We start from the raw sequence: 21,714 nt of genomic DNA on the forward strand, positions 1-21,714 counted from the left end.
TTTTGGTCTGTGCGTGCCTTGATTTCCTTGCCAGTATGGTGTCACACCCACTGGCGAGGAGATCCACCATGTCACGCATTGCACTCATCAATATTGATACTCAGCAGTCGTTCCATCATCGCAATTACTGGCAGGAGGACGACATTCCTACCTTTCAGCAGGCGATGCTGGGGCTGATTGAAGGCTGCCAGGCGCGCGGTATTCCGGTCGTTGATATTTTCCATGTAGATGAAGACGGCCCCTTCACGCTGCAAAGCGGCTTTGTTAAACCCATGGCCTTTTTGCGTCATCAGCCGGATGTGGTTTTCCAGAAACACGTCCATAATGCCTTCACGGATACCGGGCTCGATCGCTGGCTGCGTGAACGTGATATCAACCAGTTGATTATCTGCGGCATTCGCACAGAGCAATGCTGCGAAACCACCGCCCGGGTGGCATCCGATCTGGGTTATGCTGTGACCTTTGTGAGCGAGGCCACGCTGACGTTCCCCATGACGTACAGGGGCATTACCCTGAGTGCAGCGGAAATTCGCCACCGTACCGAAACGGTACTGTCCGGGCGTTTTGCCGACATTAAAACGGTAGCGGAGACGCTGGAGTCACTGTAATGCCCATCGACGTCTGGTTCGTCATATTGCCCGGGGTGCTGTCATTAGATATGACGGGCCCGGCAGAGACCTTTGTGCTGGCTGGCGACGCGTTTCGTCTGCATTACATTGGGCCGCAACCGGACGTTCCGACGTCGATAGGCCTGACGATGAGCGGCATCCAGCCGCTACCGGAAAGGCTTCCTGAGGGGAGCCTGCTGGTATTACCCGGCGTGAGCGACTCCCGCGCTCAGTTTTCGACACCACAGGCGTTACAGATACAGCACTGGCTGATGCGCCTGCAGCCGATTATTCAGCGCCGGGATATCACGGTGATGTGCGTCTGTTCTGGCGCGCTGCTGGCGGCGAAATCGGGCCTGCTGAACAACCGGCAGTGTACAACCCACCATGACGTTATCAGTCGTTTACGCACCGCAGCCCCCACAGCGACGATTAAAGAAAACCGCATCTTTGTGCAGGATGAGAATATCTGGACCAGCGCGGGGATCACGTCTGGCATCGATCTGGCGCTGCATATGATTAACCGCCTGTGCGGTCCCGAAAAGGCGCTGGCCGTGGCGCGCGAGATGGTGGTCTGGTTCCGCCGTTCCGGTGACGATCCCCAACTCTCCCCGTGGCTGCGCTACCGCAATCATCTTCATCCGGCGATTCATCGGGCGCAGGATGCGCTCACCGCCGAGCCACAAAAAACGTGGAGCTTGCCTGATATCGCCGCGCTGGCGCACGTCAGCCCGCGCCATCTCACCCGGCTTTTTCAGTCACATTTAGGGATTAGCGTTCGCGATTATCTGGAGCAACTGCGTCTGGCGGTGGCGGAGCAGTGGCTATTGCAGGGGCGCGGCGTGGAGCAGGCTTCACTGGCGGCAGGGTTTTCCTCCCCGCGCCAGTATCATCGCGCCCGGCAGCGAAGCATTAGCTGACGAAGCGGCGAGTGTCGATTTTTTGCAGCAGCATCGACAGCAGCAGGCTGATCGCCAGGGTCGCGGCAAAAATCCAGACGATATCCAGTACCGGCCAGCTTTTAAGCTCAACGCCTCTTGTCCGAAGCGCGTGGATCACCAGCGCGTGAAAACCGTAAATCCCGAGAGAGTGTCGTGAAATGACGCTCAGTACGGGAAGGGGACGCGTATTCAGGGTATTTTTAACGAGCATGAGCAGCGATACGGCACAGATAAAGACCATCGGCCCGCAGTACAGGTACCAGGTATCGGCAAAATTGCCGCGCCACTGCAGCTCATGCAGCGTCCCGCGTGAAATCACCGCCACGCCAGCGATAAACAGTGCCCCGCAGAGCCAGTTCAGACCACGTTTTTGCGTGTCCATCATCCCGATGGCGCGCCCCAGCATGCCGTAAAGCACGTAATAGAAGGTATCGCCGTTGATATAGAGGTTCACCGGCAGCCACTCAAATCCGTCGATTTTCTGCGAGACCGTATTTGGGTTGGCGACAATGCCAATTACCACCATCAGGGCCAGAAGCATTTTTCCGCTGACGTTTTTCACCTGAATGAGGGGGGAGACCAGATAGATCACGATAATCGCGAAGAAGAACCACAGGTGGTAGAACACCGGCTTTTGCAGCACGTATTTTAGCGATAGTCCGGCGTTTATTGAGGTGAACAGCGTGATATAGAGCAAGGCAACGGCGCTGTAGAACCCCAGGCAGGCCGCGATGCGGATGAAGTGCCTTGGCTGCGCGCTGCGCTCGCCAAAAAAGAGAAAGCCGGAAATCATAAAGAACAGCGGCACGCTGACGCGCGACGCAGAGTTGAGAATATTGGCGATATCCCAGTTAACGGGGCTGATGCTGTGCGCATTCGTAACGTACCAGGTCGTCGTGTGGATCATGACCACCATCAGACAGGCTATTCCTCGCAGGTTATCAATCCAGTTAATTTTTGACTGCATCAGTTCCTCGTATTCCCTGTAAATTGAGTGTGACTCCCATTGTCCAAATGTCTTCGTTTGGAAAATTCTGAGTTTTATTCCGCAGGCTTGTCGGGAGGCCACGAGATTCGCAGAATGCCGGACCATAATCTATAAAAGCGTTGATACTAAAAATAACAGCCACTGACCAGGGCGGTAATAAAAATGATGATGAAGCGTGTGGCGTCACTCTTTCTGCTGTTCATACTGGCGGGATGCAGTGCGCCACAGGAAGCACCTGTGCAAAAAGCGCAGCAGGGTAAAATGAGCCTGGAACGTTCACTGAATATGGAAGCGCTCTGTAAAGATCGGGCCGCTCGCCGCTATAACTCGGACGTGCAGAAAATTGACGTTACCGGTTTTGAACGTTTTCAGGGCAGCTATGAGCTGCGGGGCCATACGTCGCGTAAAGAGGGCTTTGTCTGCTCGTTTGATGCGGACGGTCAGTTTTTACACCTCTCCATGCGCTAGCCTGCTCGGATAATCAACAGCCAGACGCCGTCAGCGTTCTGGCCGGAAGGCTTATTTCCCAATTTTCCCTAAACAACCCCGTTTCGTACTGTATATCTTGCAGCCAGCGGGTATACTGGTCCCTTCCATTTAAAACCACACGTATCCAGCACGAAATACTATGCAAAAGTTTGATACCAAGACCTTCCAGGGCCTGATCCTGACCTTACAGGATTACTGGGCTCGTCAGGGCTGTACCATTGTTCAACCTTTGGACATGGAAGTCGGCGCCGGCACTTCACACCCGATGACCAGCCTGCGCGCGTTGGGGCCAGAGCCAATGGCGACCGCGTATGTGCAGCCTTCCCGTCGTCCGACCGATGGTCGTTACGGTGAAAACCCGAACCGTCTGCAGCATTACTATCAGTTCCAGGTGGTGATTAAGCCATCACCCGACAACATTCAGGAACTGTACCTCGGGTCGCTGAAAGAGCTGGGTATGGATCCCACCATCCACGACATCCGTTTCGTGGAAGATAACTGGGAAAACCCAACGCTGGGTGCCTGGGGTCTGGGTTGGGAAGTGTGGCTGAACGGCATGGAAGTGACCCAGTTCACCTACTTCCAGCAGGTGGGCGGTCTGGAATGTAAGCCGATCACCGGTGAGATCACCTACGGTCTGGAACGTCTGGCCATGTACATTCAGGGCGTAGACAGCGTTTACGACCTGGTCTGGAGCGACGGCCCGCTGGGTAAAACCACCTACGGCGACGTGTTCCATCAGAACGAAGTGGAGCAATCCACCTATAACTTCGAATACGCGGACGTGGACTTCCTGTTCACCTGCTTCGAGCAGTATGAGAAAGAAGCGCAGCAGCTGCTGGCGCTGGAGACTCCGCTGCCGCTGCCTGCCTACGAGCGTATTCTGAAGGCCGCCCACAGCTTCAACCTGCTGGACGCCCGCAAAGCCATCTCCGTGACTGAACGTCAGCGCTACATTCTGCGTATTCGTACCCTGACCAAAGCCGTTGCAGAAGCTTACTACGCGTCCCGTGAAGCCCTTGGCTTCCCGATGTGCAACCGAAACAAATAAGAGGCGGCCATGTCTGAGAAAACTTTCCTGGTGGAAATCGGCACCGAAGAGCTGCCACCAAAAGCCCTGCGCAGCCTGGCTGAATCTTTTGCTGCGAACGTGACTGCCGAGCTGGATAACGCTGGCCTGGCACACGGTAAAATTGAGTGGTTTGCCGCGCCGCGCCGTCTGGCGCTGAAAGTGGCAAATCTGGCGGCGTCCCAGCCAGATCGCGAAGTCGAAAAACGTGGCCCGGCGATTGCCCAGGCCTTTGACGCGGAAGGCAAGCCGAGCAAAGCGGCGGAAGGCTGGGCGCGTGGCTGCGGCATCACCGTCGATCAGGCCGAGCGTCTGACCACGGATAAAGGCGAGTGGCTGCTGTACCGTGCGCACGTGAAGGGCGAAAGCGCGGAAGCGCTGCTGCCGGACATGATTGCCACGTCTCTGGCGAAGCTGCCTATTCCGAAGCTGATGCGCTGGGGCGCGTCTGACGTGCACTTTGTGCGTCCGGTTCACACCGTGACCCTGCTGCTGGGCGACACCGTTATTCCGGCCACCATTCTGGGCGTGGCGTCCGATCGCGTGATCCGCGGCCACCGCTTTATGGGCGAGCCAGAGTTCACCATCGACAATGCCGACCAGTATCCGCAGATCCTGCTGGAGCGCGGCAAGGTCATTGCTGACTACGAACAGCGTAAAGCCAAAATCAAAGCGGACGCGGAAGACGCGGCGCGTAAGATTGGCGGTAAAGCCGATCTGAGCGACAGCCTGCTGGAAGAAGTGACCTCGCTGGTGGAATGGCCGGTTGTGCTGACTGCGAAGTTCGAAGAGAAATTCCTGGCCGTTCCGGCTGAAGCGCTGGTTTACACCATGAAGGGTGACCAGAAGTACTTCCCGGTCTATGCCAACGACGGCAAACTGCTGCCAAACTTCATCTTCGTGGCAAACATCGAATCGAAAGATCCGATCCAGATTATCTCTGGTAACGAGAAGGTCGTTCGTCCGCGTCTGGCGGATGCCGAGTTCTTCTTCAATACCGACCGTAAAAAGCGTCTGGAAGATCATCTTCCACGCCTGCAGACCGTGTTGTTCCAGCAGCAACTGGGTACGCTGCGCGACAAGACCGACCGTATCGCGGAGCTGTCCGGCTGGATTGCCCGTGAAATCGGTGCAGACGTTAATCACGCAACGCGTGCTGGCCTGCTGTCTAAATGCGACCTGATGACCAACATGGTGTTCGAATTTACCGACACCCAGGGCGTGATGGGCATGCATTACGCGCGTCACGATGGCGAAGCGGAAGACGTGGCAGTTGCCCTGAACGAGCAGTATCAGCCGCGCTTTGCGGGTGACGAACTGCCGTCTAACCCGGTTGCGTGCGCGGTGGCGATTGCCGATAAGATGGACACCCTGGCAGGTATCTTCGGTATCGGTCAGCATCCGAAAGGCGACAAAGACCCGTTTGCGCTGCGTCGTGCTGCGCTCGGCGTGCTGCGTATCATCGTTGAGAAGAACCTGAACCTGGATCTGCAGACCCTGACCGAAGAAGCGGTGCGTCTGTACGGCGACAAGCTGACCAACGCGAACGTGGTGGATGACGTGATCGACTTTATGCTCGGTCGTTTCCGCGCCTGGTATCAGGATGAAGGTTACACCGTCGACACCATTCAGGCGGTGCTGGCGCGTCGTCCGACCCGTCCGGCTGATTTCGATGCGCGTATGAAGGCGGTTTCCCACTTCCGTACGCTGGAAGCGGCATCTGCTCTGGCGGCAGCCAACAAGCGTGTATCCAACATTCTGGCGAAATCCGACGAGACGCTTAACGAGCGCGTAAACGCCGCGACGCTGAAAGAGCCGGAAGAGATCGCCCTGGCGATGCAGGTTGTGGTGCTGCGCGACAAGCTCGAGCCGGTCTTCGCGGAAGGTCGCTACCAGGAAGCGCTGGTGGAACTGGCCGAGCTGCGTGACGTTATCGACGCCTTCTTCGAGAAAGTGATGGTAAACGTAGAAGATAAAGAGCTGCGTATTAACCGTCTCTCTATGCTCGAGAAACTGCGTGAGCTGTTCCTGCGCGTGGCGGATATTTCGCTGCTGCAGTAATGTGCCCGTTGTGACAAATGCTAAAAACCCGCTTCGGCGGGTTTTTTTATGGATCTTTTGTAGGCCGGATAAGCGCAGCGTCATCCGGCAGGTTTAGCCGATCGCGACTGTACCTTCATCCGTCTGCAGCCAGCGCGGTGCCTTCAGCGTATCGGCAAAGTAGCTGACCAGTTCACACAGCAAATCTTCCATCACGATTTCAGTTTGTCGCGGCAGTGAGCCGTTCATCAGCAACTGCGTAATCTCCTGACAGTAGCGCCCCAGCTGATCGCACTCGGGTTCAAAAGCCGGAACGCGTGACGGGAGTTCCTTCACGGTCAGGCGGGCTTTTAAAGCGTCCGGAACAGGATCCAGAAGCGCGGGTTGCAGAAGATTCAGACAGGCATAAAGTCTGCCGTAAAGCGCCATTTTTGGGGCGGGTTCTTCGCAATCAACCAGTGCGTCGGTAAAACGTTCGCAGTTATCCGCCAGTTCGGTGAAGTCGGTGGTGTGGTTGAAGGGCAGGGTGAATAAAGAATGAGCGTGGGTTGGGGTAGTAGCCATATTGGCAGCCTCCGATAAGTGATAAAGCTTCCACCACCGGAAATGCTAACTTCGCTGGTGGTGGACTGAACAGAGTTAGCATTACCGGCCTTATCGGATACCGGCGCATCTTTCGATGCCCCTGCTCAGCCCACCATTGAGATGTAGCAAAGCATGCTGCACAAAATGTGCCGCCGATAAGATAAGCCAGGATGCTAAACCCGGCACCTGATTTTGCAGGTGCAAAGAGAACTTACTGCTCATCAAAACAGGCGGCAACAGATTTGAGCTATGCCACTGAGGATATTACCATTTCTGGAAAGAGACTCGCAAAATTACCGCAATGAAAAGCATACTGCGGGCAGAGGTCTTACAGCGACGCTATGGTCCGGCTGTAAATCGCTGAGGCGTTTCCTGTAGGCCGGGGCGAGGCGCATGGATGCCCGAGAGGGCGGGCTTTACAGGGATGTTACCTCCGCCCGTCCCCGATAAGCCGGAAGGAATAAGCCGAAGGTACCGCGTAGCGGCGATTTACCGCCGGGAGCCCGGGTAGCCAGGGTGGTGGCGACTGCACTGAGCCACCCTGGCACGTTCACGGGTATTGTCGTTACAGAGTAGCAAGGAACATAAAGTGAACGGAATGACCACCAGAGCCGTATGCTCCCCCTCACCCTAACCCTCTCCCCAAAGGGGCGAGGGGATTGTTCACTGCTCGCATTAATTTGTGGGGATCCCTCAGCCCAAAGGGAGAGGGAGTATAAGTCGTCCAAAATTTAACCTTGAAACCGTCAACACATTACCGCTATCCTTATCGCGTTAACTTTCTCGCGCTGGAGCACCCCCCAAAAATGAACAAACACGACTGATGAATTTCGATCCTTGCTAAACGCCACCGCGTCGGCAGGGGATGTTTTGATTTCATTCAGGAGTGCTTATGGCTCATTTTGCGCAGCCCCCTTCTTTTATTTTGCATCAGGTCACCTGTCAGTTTCCGACGGGCGATACTCTTTTTGGTCCGCTGAATCTTTCGCTGGAACCCTCCCTGTGCGCGCTGGTTGGCCGCAACGGCAGCGGAAAAACGCGTCTGCTGCGTCTGCTGGCGGAGCTGGACGAACCGGCTACCGGTCATATCGAACGCTTTGGCTCGCATGCCTGGGTGGCGCAGCAGCACGTCATTTCTTCGCAGACGACGCTGGCTGAACTGCTCGGATATAACGCGATTTTTGCGGCGCGTAAGCGCATCGACAGCGGCGATTACCAGCCCGACGATCTGGCGTTGCTCGACGGTTACTGGGATATAGCCGAACGTCTGAGCGAAGCGTTTATCAATGCGAAGCTTCCGCCGTTTGATCCGGATAAACCTGCCGGTGAACTCAGCGGCGGCGAGCGCATTCGTGCTCTGCTGTGCGGGGCGTTTACGGCTGAAGCGGATTTCATGCTGCTGGACGAGCCCACTAACCATCTGGATCGACAAGGCCGGGCATGGTTCTACGACCAGTTGAGTCGGTATCAGGGCGGCGTGCTGGTGGCCTCCCATGACCGTGAGTTACTGGCTCAGGTACCCCGTATTTTTGAGCTGAGCGCCTCGGGTCTGCGCAGCTACGGCGGGAATTATGCGGATTATCAAACCCAGCGCGATGCCGAACAGCAGGCGGCCCGTGCGGCGCTGGAACATGCGGCAATCGAGCGCAAACGCACCCGCGCACGCATGCAAAAAGAGCATGATGACAGCCAGCGGCGGTCGGCAAAGACGTTACGCAACGTCGATACCCTGAATATCGCGTCGTTTGAGCGGGTCAAATATAAAGGCGCGGCAAAGGAACGTATCGGCACCTGGAAAAAACAGCACAGCGAGCAAAATGAAGCGCTGAACGCCGCGGTTAACAAGGCGCGTGAGCGGGTTGAAGACGATAACCCGGTGATGTTCACTCTGCCGGGGAGTCAGGTCCCGGAGGGCAAGCAGGTACTGGTGCTGGAGGATCTGGTGCTGCCGCATGTGCCTGTTCCACCGCTTACCTGGCGTATGGACGGACCGATGCGCGTGGCGTTAAAGGGACCGAACGGCTGCGGAAAATCGACGCTGTTAAAAACTATCCTCGGCGAGATGGCTCCCCGTTCGGGTACCTGTAAGGTCTCCGTTAGTTGTGCTTATCTCGACCAGCATCTCTCCCGGCTCGATCTCTCGCAGTCGGTCATGACGCATCTCAATTTGAGTCATACCCCTCTGGAAGAGGGGGTATTGCGAACCCGTTTAGCGCAGCTTCAACTGGGGGCTGACAAAGTGATGCTCCCATTGGCGGCGCTCAGCGGCGGTGAGCGTCTTAAGGCTGCCCTGGCCTGCGTGCTGTGGCGCGCGGAGGCCACGCAGCTTCTGCTGCTGGATGAACCGACCAATCATCTGGATCTGGCTTCAGTCCAGGCCATTGAAGCGGCGCTGGCCGGTTTCCCTGGGGCACTGCTGGTGGTATCACACGATGAGACGTTTTTAAGCGGCTTAACGTTAACGCATGCGCTGGTGTGGGAAGAGGCGGGTTGGCGTTGTGATAGCCTGTAAAACACAAGCCCCCGCAAAGGCGGGGGCATTCAATCTTCACTACGCTATCTGTTTGCTGAGTGCAGGGTTGGCCTGAATCAGGCGCATCAGCCTTAACTCGGTTGGGGTGGGTTTCTCACGTTTTGACTCCCACTCCTGCACCATAGCCACGCTGACACCCATCGCTCTGGCGAATTCTTCGGTTTTCAGTCCTGTCCCTTTGCGCAATTGCTCATATTCTGTAAAGGGATTGGATTTTTGTTGCAGGGTAATCGTCTGCGGTACATCTTTAAAAATGATCTGTTCCAGACTGCTCAGCAGTTCAAACTCAGGATCTTTATATTCCATTGAGGACTCCTCTTAAATCTCACATCGTGATCAAGAACATCAGAGAGCCAATTAAGAATAGTCCCTAATACTAACCCAGGATCGTCACGGGTGTGATTAATCGTGCGGTAACGATCGCTGTATCCGATTCAGCAATATGGAGAGTTATGCTAATTCCCTGATTAGTCATATGTCGGCTTCGCCAGGTATTTTTTTGTAAATGATAAGAAATAAATCGGCAATAGCCGTTTTGCATGAAAAGAGTATCTTGCAAGGCTGACCTGGACTATCCTTGTCAGCGTCGGGCACGCGTGTGCCGGTGTGCGCTTTTTTGGGTGAAAGGAGTAATAAAATGGCGACAGGAAAGTCCTGCTCTCGCTGGTTTGCGCCTATTGCGGCGTTGTTGATGGTTGTTAGCCTGAGTGGGTGTTTTGATAAAGAAGGCGATCAGCGCAAAGCGTTTATCGATTTTCTGCAGAATACAGTGATGCGCAGCGGCGAGCGGTTGCCGACGCTGACTGCGGATCAGAAAAAACAGTTTGGCCCCTTCGTGTCCGATTACGCCATTCTTTATGGTTATTCACAGCAGGTGAGCCAGGCGATGGATTCCGGTATCCGCCCGGTAGTGGATAGCGTGAACGCCATCCGCGTTCCACAGGATTATATGACGCAACGTGAACCGCTGCGCCAGTCCAACGGTGCGCTTGGCGTGCTGAGCCAGCAGCTGCAAAATGCGAAAATGCAGGCTGACGCGTCACGTTCTGCGCTGAAGCAGGGCGACGATCTCAAACCGGTCTTCGACAAAGTGTATGAGAAAGTGGTGACCAAACCGTCTGAAGCACTGCAGCCGTTGATTCCAGCCGCGCAAATCTTCACGCAGCAGCTGGTCCAGGTGGGTGACTTTATCGCCCAGCAGAATACGCAGGTGAGCTTTGTTGCCAACGGTATTCAGTTCCCGACCTCGCAGCAGGCAAGCCAGTACAATACGCTGATTGGGCCGCTGGCCTCCCAGCATCAGGCCTTTAGCCAGGCCTGGAGTGCGGCAGTCACTGCCACAGAATAAGACGAAAACCCCGCTTCTGGCGGGGTTTTTTTATGCATACAGAAAATAACGCTTGTCATTCCTCTACCACATCGGTATAACTGTTCCCGTCGGTTTGTTACACAGACCTAAAGCAGTTTAGTAAAGCAGTCCAGATTGTTATCCATAGATACCCTTCGTAGTGACCCTTCCTTCATCGCTTAAAAATCTGTAACGCAATCCATCAAGCCGGAAGGCACAATATATTTGTTAATAAGGTAATTTCTATGTCTGCTAAAATGACTGGTCTGGTAAAATGGTTCAACGCTGATAAAGGTTTCGGCTTCATCACTCCTGACGATGGCTCTAAAGACGTGTTCGTACACTTCTCTGCTATCCAGAACGATGGCTACAAATCTCTGGACGAAGGTCAGAAAGTGTCCTTCACCATCGAAAGCGGCGCTAAAGGCCCAGCAGCTGGTAACGTTGTAAGCCTGTAAGCTTCCAACCCAGTAGCAAAGAATTTAAAAACCCGCCTTCTGGCGGGTTTTTTCGTTTCTACCGTTGCACCTGCGGGTTCACGCAGTTTATCTCCACCTTTCCACCTAATGCGGCAATCAGATTATCAACCGCAGTGGCTGCCATGTTGTAGCGCGTCTCATGGGTGGCTGAGCCGATGTGGGGCAGGGCAACCACGTTAGGCAGCGAAAGCAGTGGCGAATCCACCGGCAGCGGCTCCTGCTCAAACACGTCCAGACCTGCGGCATGGATCTCACCGTTTTGCAGGGCCTCAATCAGCGCCTTCTCATCCACCACCGGGCCACGACCCGCGTTGATGAAAATGGCGGATGTCTTCATTTTTTCAAAGGCCTCTTTGCCGATCAGATGACGGGTTTCGTTCGTCAGCGGCAGAACCAGGCAGACAAAATCGGCTTCCTGCAGCAGGGTGTCCAGCTCGCAGTAACGGGCGTTGAAGCGTTCTTCGGCTTCACTGTGATGGCGACGCGCGTTATACAGAATCGGCATGTTAAAACCAAAATGCGCGCGCTGCGCCAGCGCCAGCCCGATACGTCCCATGCCAACAATGCCCAGCGTTTTGCCGTGAACATCCACACCGAACCAGTCCGGACCAATGCTCTTTGTCCATTCACCCGCTTTGACGCGCTCAGCCACTTCCACCACGCGACGGGCCGTGGTGAGCATGAGCGCCATCAGCGTATCGGCCACGGTTTCCGTCAGGGCATGCGGCGTATGCATCAGCAGGATCTTGCGGGCGTTTAGGGCATCCACGTCGAAGTTGTCGTAACCCACGGAAACGGTTGAGGTAGCACGAAGCTTCGGCATTTTCTCCAGCAGGGCGACATCCACTTTTTCGCTTGAACCCAGCAGGCCTTCGGCGCTGGCGAACGCGTCGGCGTGCTGTGCCACGGTTTCCGGGCGCAGGTTCTTCACCTGCGTAACGGTGAAATGCTCTTCAAGACGTTTCTGCAGATCTTCCGGCAGGGCTTTATACAAAATGACGGACGGCTTCATGCTAATCTCCGTTGATTTTTTTAAGGATTCAGGCGTGGCGAGCGCCGACAGGGTGTTGTTGATTATTAGCAGGCTTAACAATCAGAGTAAGCCACACCGAGGCGAAAAGCGCCACCCCCATAAAGATGTACGATGCGGACGGACTGCCGGTAGCACCGTTCAGGTAACCCACGAACCAGGAGCCGCAGAACGAACCCAGTGCACCCATACTGTTAATCAGTGCCATCGCGCCACCCGCAACGTTACGCGGCAGCATCTCGGGGATGATGGCGAAGAACGGTCCGTACGGGGCATACATGGCGGCACCGGCAATCACCAGCAGCGTATAAGAGACCCAGAAGTGGTTTGCGCCCACGGCCCAGGAGCCAATAAAGGCGAAGGCAGCAATCAGCAGCAGCGGCCAGACAAACAGCTTGCGGTTCTGCAGCTTGTCCGACGCCCAGGAGATGATGATCATCGCGATGGTTGCCGCCAGATACGGTACGGATGACAGCCAGCCTACTTCGACCATGCCGAGGTTTTCACCGCCGCTGCGGATAATGGACGGCAGCCACAGCACAAAGCCGTACACGCCAATGCTCCAGGTAAAATACTGTGCGCAGAGCAGGATCACGTTACGCGAGCGGAAGGCTTCACCATAGTTACGTACCGCCTTCAGACCTTGCTGTTCTTTATCCAGCTGCGTCTGCAGCGCTGCTTTTTCATCTTCGGAAAGCCACTTCGCCTGGGCAGGTTTATCTTTCACCAGCACCCACCAGCAGAAGGCCCAGATAATCGCCGGCACCCCTTCAATGATAAACATCTCGCGCCAGCCGAAGGACTGGATCAGGTAGCCTGACACCACCGACATCCACAGTACCGTGACCGGGTTACCGAGGATCAGGAAGGTATTCGCGCGCGAGCGCTCAGATTTGGTAAACCAGTTGCTGATGTAGATCAGCATCGCGGGCATAACCGCCGCCTCAACGACGCCGAGGATAAAGCGAATGGCGGCCAGGGCAGGAATATTGTTCACCATGCCGGTCAGTGACGCGCAGGCGCCCCACAGGATCAGACAGATGAAGATCAGCTTACGCACGCTGCGGCGTTCCGCATAAATCGCGCCGGGGATCTGGAAGAAGAAGTAACCCAGGAAGAAAAGGGCACCCAGCAGGGAAGAAATACCTTTGGTGATCCCGAGGTCCTCGGTGATCCCCGCTGCGGACGCGAAGCTGAAGTTGGCACGGTCAAGGTACGCCAGGCTGTACGTGATAAACACGATTGGCATGATGTACCACCAGCGTTTTACTGCATTGGTCGAACTGTTCATAGGCTTGCCTCTGTTGTTGAGGTTGTTACCGCCGTTGTCTGTAGGGTACACGGTGGTTTAATTATTTGGTGCGGCTTGCTGCCCTCACCCTGGCCCTCTCCCACAGGGAGAGAGAATTTAAACGCCGAGCTGTGCCCGCGTTGGTAATCCTTCGCTATCGCCCTGCACCTGAATGGCCAGCGAGCCAATCTTGTTGCCTCGCGCGACGGCCTGCGGCAGCGTTTTACCTTCCAGCAGGGCGCTAATCACGCCCACGGCAAAGCCGTCGCCCGCGCCGACGGTGTCGACCACGTTCTCGACCTTCACTGCCGCGACCGCACCCTGTTCACCGTTGGCCGTTTTAAACCATGCGCCATCGGCACCGGTCTTCAGCACCACCGCTTTTACCCCTTTACTCAGGTAGAAGTCAGCAATGCCTTCCGGCGTGCTTTCGCCGGTCAGGATCATCCCTTCTTTCAGGCCTGGCAGAACCCAGTCCGCCCTGAACGCCAGACGGTTCAGTTTCTCCACCATTTCCGCTTCGCTTTTCCACAGCACCGGGCGCAAATTCGGATCGAACGAGATCGTTTTGCCCTGGGCTTTAAGGGTAGCTGCCGCATGATCCAGCAGTTCATACGAGCTGGCCGACAGCGCGGCCGCCACGCCGCTCAGATGAAGATGGCGCGCGGAGGCAAAGTAATCGGCGTGGTAATCCGCGACAGAGAGGTGGCTTGCGGCCGAGCCTTTACGGAAATACTCTACGATGGGATCGGTTCCATTTTCGACCTTGGATTTAAGCTGAAAGCCGGTAGGGAAGCGTCCGTCGAGGGTGATGCCAGTGGCATCGATCCCCTCTTTTTTCAGCGAATCGAGAACGAAATGGCCAAAGCTGTCATCCCCCACGCGGCTGACCCAGCCCACGTTCAGGCCGAGACGCGCCAGGCCGGTCGCGACGTTCAGCTCTGCGCCTGCGACGCGTTTGATAAAGTGCTCCACCGCACTCAGTTCGCCCGTTTCGGTGGCAACAAACATGGCCATGGCTTCACCAATCGTGATGACATCCAGCGTCTTGTGCATGGTTTACTCCTCGCGCAGCAGGTTGACGTAATGGCGGGTAACGGCGGTTAAATCCGGCCCTTCCAGCGGGAATTCGATACCGCGCGGGGCATCGGCAGGCAGCTGGCCGAGCAGATCAAGCCAGCGCGCATCGGCGCGGTCCGGTGCGACGGCGCGGAAGTTATCTTTATGCGGCACGGCGGCTTTCACGTGGATATAGCTCACTGCAGGGGCCAGATGACGCGCGGCCTCTTCCGGGGAGTCGCCCACCCACAGCCAGTTCCCCATGTCGAAGGTCAGCGTGACGGGGAGCGCCATTTCCCGACAGGCGGCCTGGAAGCGCTGCATGGGCGCGAGCTGCCCGCAGTCGGTCTGATCGTTCTCCACGACCAGCGCCATGCCGCTGGTATTCAGCAGCGTACGCAGGGCGTCGAGTGGTTGCGTGTCGCTGAAATGGCCGAGGGAAACCTTCAGCCAAAGTGCGTTCAGGGTGTTGGCTTCAGAGAGATAGTGGGGCAGGTCCGGGTTGAGGGTGCCGTCGGGCATAAACAGGGCGGCGGGTGCGGAGTAGCACGCCAGCAGGCCCAGCAGCTCAATGGATTCGCCCAGCGCAGGCAGCGCCAGCAGCTCTTCGCTGTTGAACAGCTCGCGGCGGATCTCCACGCCGTCTGCCCCCGCGCCAGCAATAACGGGAAGCATTGCCCGTTGACCGCCCGCCTGCCGCACCTGTTCCGCACCGTACGCGGCGGTGACCACCATAATTTTCCTGCCCATCTTCGGACTCCATCGCAACATATCAATACTATTACGCTAGATGGAACCGGTTCCAAAGAAAAGGTCAGGATGTTGAATTTATGATCGCTATCACAAGGGAAATTTAACGCGCGGTAGAGCCACGAACGATCAGTTCACCGGAGAAGACCTGCTCGCGAACAGCATCGCTGGTGCCTTCAATGCGACGAACCACTTGTTCAACAGCAGCATAGCCAATCTGCCAGGTGGGCTGTTTGAGGGTGGTAATGCCTACACCAGCCAGTTCCGCCCACTCCAGTTCATCGAATCCCAGCAGACCAATGTCGCTGCCCCAGTGCAGGCCAATGCGCTTGAGCGAGCGGGCGACCTGCAGGGTCAACGCCCCGTTGGCGGAGATAACGGCTTTTCGCATCCCGCGATGGCGCATGTGGAACTGACGCAGGGTGTTGTCGAGCTGCGCGGCTTCGTGCAGCGGCGTTTCGGCATTTTCGGCGATCACGCCGGGATAACGCTCCAGCGTGGCGCGAAATGCGCTCAGGCGTTCACGACGGGTGTTGACCATCCCCAGCGGTTCACTCAGAAACAGAATGGCCTCGAAGCCCTGTTCAATCAGATGTTCGGTGGCGGTTGTCGCGGCCTGGGTGTTGTCCAGCCCGACCACGTCGCAGGCAAATTCCGGGATTTTACGGTCGATGAGGACCATGGGCAGGGAGGATTGCTGCAGGCGATTTAATCCTTCTTCACGCATGCCTACCGCGTTGACCACAATCCCTTCCACCTGATAGCTGCGCAGCAGGTCGAGATAATGCAGCTCCTGGTCGACTTCGTTGTTGGTATTACAGACCAGCGGCGTAAAGCCTTTCTCGCGACAGGCGGCTTCGATACCGCTGAGCACGTTCACGGAGTAGGGGTTGGTGATATCGGCGATGATCAGCCCGATAAGGCGGGTGCGGCCGCGTTTGAGCCCGCGCGCCATGAGGCTGGGACGGTAGTCGAGATCGGCAATGGCCTGTTCAATACGCGCCAGCAACGCATCGGACAGCAGGTGTTTCTCGCCGTTAAGATAGCGCGAAATGCTGGTTTTACCGGTTTTGGCGGCTTTCGCCACGTCGCTGATGGTGGCCCGGGCTGGTTTGCTCATCACTGATTTCCCTGAATTTAGTGAGAATACCTTAGCGGGAAAATCGGACGAATCAAGTAATTTGCCCGGTGGCGCTGCGCTTACCGGAGGTTGCGGTCTGATGCCCTCACCCCAACCCTCTCCCACGGGAGAGGGCGCAAACACTAAAAACGGCAACGGGGTTGCCGTTTTGCTTTTACCTACTGAATTGGGCTTAACGTAATCTCAACACGGCGGTTCTGCGCTTTGCCTTCCGCCGTGCTGTTGCTGGCGATAGGGTTGGCAGGGCCCATGCCGCTGGTGCGGATGCGGTTTGCTTCAACGCCCTGGGTGATGAGGGAGCTGGCCACGGCATCGGCGCGCTGCTGGGACAGACGCATGTTCAGATCCTGGCTGCCGGTGCTGTCAGTATAGCCCATCACGTTCACCGCGGTCTTGTTGTACTCTTTCAGCACCATCGCCACGCCGGTCAGGGTATTCGCGCCAGCCGGTTTCAGGGTCGCGCTGCTGCTGTCGAAGGTCACGTTGTTCGGCATGTTCAGGATGATGTTATCGCCGCTGCGCGTCACGCTCACGCCGGTTCCCTTCATTTTGTCGCGCAGTTTTGCTTCCTGCACGTCCATGTAATAACCGACGCCGCCGCCCAGCGCTGCGCCCGCCGCTGCGCCAATCAGCGCGCCTTTGCCGCGGTCTTTCTTGGAGGAGGAGAGCGCCCCAACGCCTGCGCCGACCAGCGAGCCGATACCCGCGCCAATGCCGGATTTACCCGCTTCGCGTTCACCGGTGTAAGGGTTGGTTGTGCAGCCAGAAACAGCCAGGGCACCGCTCACCAGAGCGGCAATAACGAGTACGCGTTTTTTCATCTTCTTTCCTTAATCCTTTTTATTCTTTGCCACGGCGAGCGTGGCAGTTGATTATGACGTCCAGATACGGAGAAAATTCCGGGTATAACTCTGAAATTTGTGACAAACCATAAACGGCCTCAACAAGAAGGCCGTAAACCTGCACGCAACCAGGAGCGCACGCTTGAGCACCTCAACGAAAACCATTCTGACCGCCGCCCACTGGGGGCCGATGCTGGTCGAAACCGATGGCGAAAATGTTCTGTCGTCTCGCGGAGCATTGCCAACACAACATCCCAACTCTTTACAGACCGTCGTTCGCGATCAGGTGCATAGCAAAACGCGCGTGCGCTGGCCGATGGTGCGTAAAGGTTTTCTGGCCTCGCCGGACAAGCCGCAGGGTATTCGCGGGCAGGATGAGTTTGTTCGCGTGAGCTGGGATGACGCGCTGGCGCTGATCCACACCCAGCACAAGCGCATTCGCGACAGTTACGGTCCGTCGTCGATTTTCGCCGGGTCCTACGGCTGGCGCTCTAACGGGGTGCTGCATAAGGCGTCGACGCTGCTGCAGCGCTATATGAGCCTGGCGGGAGGCTATACCGGTCATCTGGGGGATTACTCCACCGGTGCGGCGCAGGCGATCATGCCGTACGTCGTGGGCGGGAACGAAGTGTATCAGCAGCAGACCAGCTGGCCGCTGGTGCTGGCGCATACCGATGTGGTGGTGCTGTGGAGCGCTAACCCTCTTAACACGTTGAAAATTGCCTGGAATGCCAGCGACGAGCAGGGCATTGGCTATTTCGACGCGCTGCGCAAAAGCGGCAAGCGCATCATCTGCATTGACCCGATGCGTTCTGAAACCCTGGATTTCTTCGGCGACAGCGCCGAGTGGGTTGCCCCGCATATGGGCACCGACGTGGCAATGATGCTGGGTATCGCCCATACGCTGGTGGAAAACGGCTGGCACGATGTCGAATTCCTGACGCGCTGTACCACCGGCTTCGATAAGTTCGCCGACTACCTGACGGGCCAGTCCGATGGCGTGGCGAAAACGGCAGAGTGGGCAGCAGAGATTTGCGGTGTTCCTGCGGATAAACTCCGCGAACTGGCGGCGTTATTCCATAAAAATGCCACGATGTTAATGTCCGGCTGGGGGATGCAGCGCCAGCAGTTTGGCGAGCAGAAACACTGGATGCTGGTGACCCTTGCCGCGATGCTTGGGCAGATCGGTACGCCGGGCGGCGGTTTTGGTCTCTCCTATCATTTTGCCAATGGCGGTAACCCCACGCGTAAAGCGGCGGTGCTGGCGTCTTTGCAGGGCTCGCTGCAGGGCGGCGTGGATGCGGTGGATAAAATCCCGGTGGCGCGTATTGTTGAAGCCCTGGAAAATCCGGGCGGGTTCTATCAGCACAATGGTCTGGACCGCCACTTCCCGGATATTAAATTTGTCTGGTGGGCGGGCGGATCAAACTTCACGCACCATCAGGATACCAATCGCCTGATCCGCGCCTGGCAGAAGCCGGAGCTGGTGGTGATTTCAGAGTGCTTCTGGACCGCCTCGGCGAAACACGCCGATATCGTCCTCCCGGCGACCACCTCGTTTGAGCGTAACGATCTCACCATGACCGGCGACTACAGCAATCAACATATGGTCCCGATGAAGCGCGTTGTCGCCCCGCGTGATGAAGCGCGTGACGATTTTGACGTGTTTGCTGAACTGAGCGAACTGTGGGAAGCGGGCGGTCGCGCGCGTTTTACTGAAGGGAAAAACGATCTGCAATGGCTGGAGACCTTCTACCAGATTGCCGGGCAGCGCGGCGCGGCGCAGGGCGTGACGCTTCCGCCCTTTGCTGAGTTCTGGGATGCGAACCAGATTATTGAAATGCAGGAGAGCGAACAGAACGCGCAGTTTGTTCGTTTCGCTGATTTTCGACGCGATCCGGAGAACCATCCGCTGAAAACCGAGAGCGGAAAAATTGTGATCTACAGCGAGCGCATCGCCAGCTTTGGCTATGCTGACTGCCCGCCGCATCCTATGTGGCTCGAGCCGGACGAATGGCACGGCAACGCCCGGCCGGATCAGCTGCAGGTGTTGTCTGCCCATCCTGCGCACCGTCTGCACAGCCAGCTTAACTATACCTCCCTGCGCGAGCAGTATGAGGTCGCCGGACGAGAGCCGATCACGCTGAATACCCTCGACGCGAAAGCGCGCGGGATTGCGGACGGCGACGTGGTGCGCGTCTGGAACTCACGCGGGCAGGTGCTGGCAGGGGCGGTGGTGAGCGGCGGGATTAAGCCGGGCGTGATCTGCATTCATCAGGGCGCATGGCCTGACCTTGAGCTCGCCGAAGGCGGTATCTGCAAAAACGGGGCGGTTAACGTGCTGACCAAAGATCTCCCCAGCTCGAAGCTGGGGAATGGCTGCGCAGGAAACACGGCGCTGGCCTGGGTCGAGAAATATACGGGTCCCGAGCTTACCTTAACGGCGTTTGATCCGCCTGCCAGCTCATGATCCACGTCGGGTGCTGGGTGTCATCCTGCCAGGCGCTGTCTTCAATGCGAAAGCCCTGCGCATGGTAGAAGTTCACCGCCCGGACATTTTTCTGATACACCTCCAGGGTTAAGTGCGGGAAGCGCTGTTGAACATGGTTCAGCAGCGCGCGCCCGATCCCTTTCCCGATGCATGACGGCGCTACAAACAGGGCGCCGACAAACTGAGACTGCATCACGCTGATAAATCCGCAAGGTTCGCCGTCCTGTTCCCAGACCCAGGTTTCAGCGGAGGGCAGGTAAACATCCCGCACCATGGCCTCATTCTCTTTCCAGTAATTCGGCGCGATAAACGGATGCGCTTCTGTGGTGCTTTCAAGCCACAGGCTCAGAAGCGGCGCGGTATTTTCACTTTGCCATTTGCGGATCATGATGGCCTCCCGGATGACAGAAGCAGCCGGTAACGTGGTCGTTGACCAGGCCACAGGCCTGCATAAAGGCGTAGCAGATGGTGGAGCCGACAAACTTAAAGCCGCGTTTTTTCAGAGCCTTCGAGAGCGCATCCGAGGCTGGGGTGGAGGCCGGGATGTCCGCGAGTGTGGCGGCCTGCGTGACTTGCGGATGGTTATTCACAAACGTCCAGACAAAATCTGAAAATGATTCGCCGTTTTGCTCCATCGCCAGATAAGCCCGTGCGTTACCGATGATGGCCTGGATCTTACCGCGATGGCGGATGATGCCGGCATCCTGCACCAGTCGTTCCACGTCCTCATCGGTCATCGCGGCGACGGCGACGGGATCGAACTGATGGAAGGCGTTGCGGTAATTTTCGCGTTTCTTCAGTACCGTAATCCATGACAACCCCGCCTGCTGGCCCTCAAGGCAGATCATCTCAAAGAGCTTTTTGCCATCCGTTTCCGGCACGCCCCATTCCCGATCGTGATAGTCGATATAAAGCTGATCCTGGCTTACCCAACCGCAACGTTCCATCCGTCATCTCCCTTATTGATACTGATTTTGCAAAAATTTCGTTCTGACCGGCTTGACGTGTTTACTATAAAGACAATAGTTAATACAAGGTCTATAAGCTCTTCCTGAATAACGACAAATATCGCCGAATTCGGCTCTCTCTGGGGTCGCGTTGATGATGATAAAAAAAATCAGTGGTCGCCATGCTGTGTCTGGCCTGGTGGGAATTTCAGCCTGCCTGTTTTTTTGTAATACAGCGTCTGCCTGGCAACAGGAATATATCGTTTCAGACGCCCAAAATAATACGGCGGAACGCTATACATGGGACGCGGATCACCAACCGCGCTATGAGGATATTCTCGCTGAGCGTATTCAGTCTTCGCAAAACGCCCCGGGTCTTGCCCTGAATATACCGTCTGGCAGTACGGCAGAGGGGGCGATGAGCGTGGGCTGGAATTTTCCCGTTTCAGCGCGCATCAGCACTGGCCCGGTGGTGGCGTGGCGTTATGACGGCACGGCTCCCATGATGATCAACGAGTTTGGGGATAGCGCGTCGACACAGTCAGTCACGGACCCGCTCTGGCATGCGAGCATCAGCACGCTGGGGTGGCGCGTGAATACCCAGTACGGCGATCTCCGGCCCTGGGCGCAGATCAGCTATAACCAGCAGTTTGGTGAAAATCAGTGGAAATCGCAGTTTGGTATGCCACAAACGCCCGCCCCTGCTCAAAACGGTAGCTGGATGGATGTCACCGTAGGAACGGATATTCCCTTTAATACGCACATGGCGGCCTATGCGTCGCTGGCTCAGGGGGAGCATACCACTACCGGTGAGGAGTTTTTATACACCCTCGGCGTCAGCGCGAATTTCTAGAGTTGTTACTTTTTTAAACGTTACGATAACATCTCGAATACAACAACCACAGGGTTTACAGCGATAGCAGGTACTAACACGCTATCGCTTTATTCCCGTGCCAGGTCATTCATTCCCGATTCCAGGCATTTCATTCCGTTCCGCCTGCATTTCATGCCGTTTTACCCCAGGCATATTAAGGTTTTGTTTATCGTTGTCCTCAGCGAACTTCCTTAATTTCTCTTGCAGGA

Annotated in this window: 21 protein-coding genes; 10 read left to right on the top strand and 11 right to left on the bottom strand. The window is 56.5% G+C overall.

Annotated elements, in window-relative coordinates:
• Nucleotides 1-68 precede the first annotated feature (68 nt).
• Entirely contained in the window at nucleotides 69-608 is a 540-nt protein-coding gene (locus ABFV38_RS00820; RefSeq protein WP_348958207.1) for a cysteine hydrolase family protein, read from the top strand.
• Nucleotides 608-1,528 carry a helix-turn-helix domain-containing protein gene (locus ABFV38_RS00825; RefSeq protein ID WP_348958209.1) on the top strand — a complete coding sequence of 307 codons (921 nt, stop codon included), beginning with the start codon at nucleotides 608-610 and terminating at the stop codon, nucleotides 1,526-1,528. Before ABFV38_RS00820 ends, ABFV38_RS00825 begins: the two co-directional genes overlap by 1 nt.
• Here the strand turns inward: ABFV38_RS00825 and ABFV38_RS00830 are convergent.
• Entirely contained in the window at nucleotides 1,521-2,516 is a 996-nt protein-coding gene (locus ABFV38_RS00830) for an acyltransferase (protein ID WP_048226586.1), read from the bottom strand. The genes ABFV38_RS00825 and ABFV38_RS00830 overlap by 8 nt on opposite strands.
• 183 nt (nucleotides 2,517-2,699) lie before the next feature.
• Between ABFV38_RS00830 and ABFV38_RS00835 the strand changes: the two genes are divergently transcribed.
• The 3 genes from ABFV38_RS00835 to glyS all read left to right on the top strand — a co-directional run bounded on the left by ABFV38_RS00835 (nucleotide 2,700) and on the right by glyS (nucleotide 6,156).
• Nucleotides 2,700-3,005, top strand: coding sequence for a YsaB family lipoprotein (locus tag ABFV38_RS00835; protein WP_235403400.1), 306 nt, complete (start codon nucleotides 2,700-2,702; stop codon nucleotides 3,003-3,005).
• A gap of 160 nt (nucleotides 3,006-3,165) precedes the next feature.
• Nucleotides 3,166-4,077 carry a glycine--tRNA ligase subunit alpha gene (gene glyQ, locus ABFV38_RS00840; RefSeq protein WP_003860141.1) on the top strand — a complete coding sequence of 304 codons (912 nt, stop codon included), beginning with the start codon at nucleotides 3,166-3,168 and terminating at the stop codon, nucleotides 4,075-4,077.
• A gap of 9 nt (nucleotides 4,078-4,086) precedes the next feature.
• Nucleotides 4,087-6,156, top strand: a complete 2,070-nt coding sequence (glyS, locus tag ABFV38_RS00845) for a glycine--tRNA ligase subunit beta (protein WP_045907867.1) — start codon at nucleotides 4,087-4,089, stop codon at nucleotides 6,154-6,156.
• 93 nt (nucleotides 6,157-6,249) lie between these two features.
• Here the strand turns inward: glyS and ABFV38_RS00850 are convergent, their stop codons facing one another.
• Nucleotides 6,250-6,699, bottom strand: coding sequence for a hypothetical protein (locus tag ABFV38_RS00850; RefSeq protein ID WP_348958211.1), 450 nt, complete (start codon nucleotides 6,697-6,699; stop codon nucleotides 6,250-6,252).
• Nucleotides 6,700-7,612: 913 nt separating this feature from the next.
• Here ABFV38_RS00850 and ABFV38_RS00855 point away from each other — a divergent pair.
• Nucleotides 7,613-9,232, top strand: coding sequence for an ABC-F family ATP-binding cassette domain-containing protein (locus ABFV38_RS00855; RefSeq protein WP_348958213.1), 1,620 nt, complete (start codon nucleotides 7,613-7,615; stop codon nucleotides 9,230-9,232).
• 39 nt (nucleotides 9,233-9,271) lie between these two features.
• Here the strand turns inward: ABFV38_RS00855 and ABFV38_RS00860 are convergent, their stop codons facing one another.
• Complete coding sequence (locus tag ABFV38_RS00860; protein WP_008502755.1) at nucleotides 9,272-9,559, bottom strand: HTH-type transcriptional regulator; 288 nt, start codon at nucleotides 9,557-9,559, stop codon at nucleotides 9,272-9,274.
• A 331-nt stretch (nucleotides 9,560-9,890) separates the two neighbouring features.
• On the opposite strand from ABFV38_RS00860, the gene ABFV38_RS00865 reads away from it, so the two are divergent.
• Nucleotides 9,891-10,601: a DUF3053 domain-containing protein gene (locus ABFV38_RS00865; protein ID WP_024909075.1), complete on the top strand. Its 711-nt coding sequence runs from the start codon at nucleotides 9,891-9,893 to the stop codon at nucleotides 10,599-10,601.
• A gap of 245 nt (nucleotides 10,602-10,846) precedes the next feature.
• Nucleotides 10,847-11,059 (top strand): RNA chaperone/antiterminator CspA, encoded by a 213-nt coding sequence (cspA, locus tag ABFV38_RS00870; RefSeq protein ID WP_003860775.1) that lies wholly within the window; start codon nucleotides 10,847-10,849, stop codon nucleotides 11,057-11,059.
• 58 nt (nucleotides 11,060-11,117) lie between these two features.
• On the opposite strand, the gene ghrB is transcribed toward cspA, so the two are convergent.
• The 6 genes from ghrB to ABFV38_RS00900 form a co-directional block, all read right to left on the bottom strand.
• On the bottom strand, nucleotides 11,118-12,092 hold the full coding sequence (gene ghrB / locus ABFV38_RS00875) for a glyoxylate/hydroxypyruvate reductase GhrB (RefSeq protein ID WP_069720483.1): 975 nt from the start codon (nucleotides 12,090-12,092) through the stop codon (nucleotides 11,118-11,120).
• 28 nt (nucleotides 12,093-12,120) lie between these two features.
• Nucleotides 12,121-13,401, bottom strand: a complete 1,281-nt coding sequence (locus tag ABFV38_RS00880) for an MFS transporter (protein WP_348958214.1) — start codon at nucleotides 13,399-13,401, stop codon at nucleotides 12,121-12,123.
• A gap of 117 nt (nucleotides 13,402-13,518) precedes the next feature.
• On the bottom strand, nucleotides 13,519-14,457 hold the full coding sequence (locus ABFV38_RS00885; protein WP_348958215.1) for a sugar kinase: 939 nt from the start codon (nucleotides 14,455-14,457) through the stop codon (nucleotides 13,519-13,521).
• Nucleotides 14,458-14,460: 3 nt separating this feature from the next.
• Nucleotides 14,461-15,210 carry a sugar phosphate isomerase/epimerase gene (locus ABFV38_RS00890; RefSeq protein WP_348958217.1) on the bottom strand — a complete coding sequence of 250 codons (750 nt, stop codon included), beginning with the start codon at nucleotides 15,208-15,210 and terminating at the stop codon, nucleotides 14,461-14,463.
• A gap of 103 nt (nucleotides 15,211-15,313) precedes the next feature.
• On the bottom strand, nucleotides 15,314-16,330 hold the full coding sequence (locus ABFV38_RS00895) for a LacI family DNA-binding transcriptional regulator (RefSeq protein ID WP_045907861.1): 1,017 nt from the start codon (nucleotides 16,328-16,330) through the stop codon (nucleotides 15,314-15,316).
• Between the two features lie 179 nt (nucleotides 16,331-16,509).
• Complete coding sequence (locus tag ABFV38_RS00900) at nucleotides 16,510-17,172, bottom strand: OmpA family lipoprotein (protein ID WP_024909080.1); 663 nt, start codon at nucleotides 17,170-17,172, stop codon at nucleotides 16,510-16,512.
• 211 nt (nucleotides 17,173-17,383) lie between these two features.
• On the opposite strand from ABFV38_RS00900, the gene ABFV38_RS00905 reads away from it, so the two are divergent.
• Nucleotides 17,384-19,663: a molybdopterin guanine dinucleotide-containing S/N-oxide reductase gene (locus ABFV38_RS00905; RefSeq protein ID WP_348959447.1), complete on the top strand. Its 2,280-nt coding sequence runs from the start codon at nucleotides 17,384-17,386 to the stop codon at nucleotides 19,661-19,663.
• Here ABFV38_RS00905 and ABFV38_RS00910 read toward each other — a convergent pair.
• Entirely contained in the window at nucleotides 19,626-20,072 is a 447-nt protein-coding gene (locus tag ABFV38_RS00910) for an N-acetyltransferase (RefSeq protein ID WP_045907860.1), read from the bottom strand. The two genes, ABFV38_RS00905 and ABFV38_RS00910, sit on opposite strands and share 38 nt — an antisense overlap.
• Nucleotides 20,050-20,631, bottom strand: coding sequence for a DNA-3-methyladenine glycosylase I (gene tag / locus ABFV38_RS00915; RefSeq protein ID WP_348958220.1), 582 nt, complete (start codon nucleotides 20,629-20,631; stop codon nucleotides 20,050-20,052). The genes ABFV38_RS00910 and tag overlap by 23 nt, the downstream gene beginning before the upstream one ends.
• Nucleotides 20,632-20,785: 154 nt before the next feature.
• Between tag and ABFV38_RS00920 the strand changes: the two genes are divergently transcribed.
• Nucleotides 20,786-21,484 (top strand): autotransporter domain-containing protein, encoded by a 699-nt coding sequence (locus ABFV38_RS00920; RefSeq protein WP_048226602.1) that lies wholly within the window; start codon nucleotides 20,786-20,788, stop codon nucleotides 21,482-21,484.
• Nucleotides 21,485-21,714 lie beyond the last annotated feature (230 nt).

This window comes from Enterobacter cloacae complex sp. Mu1197 (genome assembly GCF_040059225.1).
Lineage (GTDB): Bacteria > Pseudomonadota > Gammaproteobacteria > Enterobacterales > Enterobacteriaceae > Enterobacter > Enterobacter quasiroggenkampii.